Consider the following 1,885-nt stretch of genomic DNA (forward strand, 5'->3'; position numbering starts at 1 on the left):
TCGGGTCGACGAGGGTGGAGGTGTCGCCGAGTTCGCGTCCTTCGGCGATGTCGCGTAGGAGGCGGCGCATGATTTTGCCGCTGCGGGTTTTGGGGAGTTCGGGGACGATGTGGATTTCGCGGGGTTTGGCGATGGGGCTGATTTCGTGGGCGACTTGGGTTTTGAGGTCGTCGATGAGGGTGGGGGTGGGTTGGGTGTGTGCGGTGAGGATGACGAAGGCGACGATGCCTTGGCCGGTGGTGGGGTCGGTGGCGCCGACGACGGCGGCTTCGGCGATGGTGTGGTGTGCGACGAGGGCGGATTCGACTTCGGCGGTGGAGATTCGGTGGCCGGAGACGTTCATGACGTCGTCGACGCGGCCGAGGATCCATAGGTCGGCGTCGGTGTCGAGTTTGGCGCCGTCGCCGGCGAAGTACCAGCCTTGTTCGGCGAAGCGTTCCCAGTAGGTTTCGCGGAAACGTTGTGGATCGCCCCAGATGCCGCGCAGCATCGATGGCCAGGGCTGGTCGAGTACGAGGTAGCCGTTGGCTTCGGTTTCTCCGTGTCCGACCGGTTTGCCTTCTTCGTCGACGACTCGTGCGCTGATGCCGGGTAGTGGGGTCATGGCGGCGCCGGGTTTGGTGGCGGTGACGCCGGGCAGGGGGGAGATCATGATGGCGCCGGTCTCGGTTTGCCACCAGGTGTCGACGATGGGGGTGCGGCCGGCGCCGATGACTTCGCGGTACCAGCGCCATGCTTCGGGGTTGATGGGTTCGCCGACCGAGCCCAGGAGCCGGATGCTGGACAGGTCGTGGGCGTCGGGAATCTGCCTGCCCCATTTCATGAAGGTGCGGATGAGGGTGGGGGCGGTGTAGTAGATGGTGACGCCGTATTTTTCGATGATTTCGAAGTGGCGGTGTTGGGTGGGGGAGTTGGGGGTGCCTTCGTAGACGATTTGGGTGGTGCGGTTGGCGAGGGGGCCGTAGACGATGTAGCTGTGGCCGGTGACCCAGCCGATGTCGGCGGTGCACCAGTAGGTGTCGTGGCCGGGTTTGTGGTCGAAGACGGTGTGGTGGGTGTAGGCGGTTTGGGTGAGGTAGCCGCCGGTGGTGTGCAGGATGCCTTTGGGTTTTCCGGTGGTGCCGGAGGTGTAGAGGATGAACAGGGGGTGTTCGGCGTCGAAGGGTTGGGCGTGGTGGTGGGGGGAGGCGGTGGTGACGGTGTCGTGCCACCACAGGTCGCGGCCGTCGGTCCAGGGGACTTCGGTGCCGGTGCGGCGTACGACCAGGACGTGTTCGACGCTGGAGGGGGTGTCGCCGTGGGCGTAGAGGGCTTCGTCGACGGCTTCTTTGAGGGGGGCGGGTTTGCCGCGGCGCCATTGTCCGTCGGTGGTGATGATGAGGCGGGCGCGGGCGTCGTCGACGCGTTGGCGTAGGGCGGTGGGGGAGAATCCGGCGAAGACGACGGAGTGGGTGAGGCCGAGGCGGGCGCAGGCGAGCATGGCGATGATGGCTTCGCAGACCATGGGCATGTAGATCGCGACGCGGTCGCCGGCTTGCAGGCCGAGTTCGGTGAGGGTGTTGGCGGCGCGGGATACTTCGTCGAGCAGTTGCTGGTAGGTGAGGGTGCGGGAGTCGCCGGGTTCGCCTTCCCAGTGGATGGCGATCTGGTCGCCGTGGCCGGCCAGGACGTGGCGGTCCACGCAGTTGTAGGCGACGTTGAGTTTTCCGCCGACGAACCATTTCGCTACCGGCGCGTCGGTCCAGTCCAGCACCTGGGTGAATGGTTGGTGCCAGTGCAACCGCCCGGCCTGCTCGGCCCAGAATGCTTCCCGATCGGCCGCCGCCCGCTGGTAGAACCCCGCGTCGGCGTTCGCCTGAGCGGCGAACTCCGCGCTCGGCGGGTA

Annotated in this window: 1 protein-coding gene; it reads right to left on the minus strand. The window is 66.4% G+C overall.

The features are described from left to right. On the minus strand, nt 1-1,885 hold a 1,885-nt coding region (acs, locus tag ACGF7Y_RS36445), incomplete at both ends, for an acetate--CoA ligase (RefSeq protein ID WP_393242482.1).

The sequence above is a fragment of the Nocardia sp. NPDC047654 genome (assembly GCF_043205035.1).
Taxonomy (GTDB): domain Bacteria; phylum Actinomycetota; class Actinomycetes; order Mycobacteriales; family Mycobacteriaceae; genus Nocardia.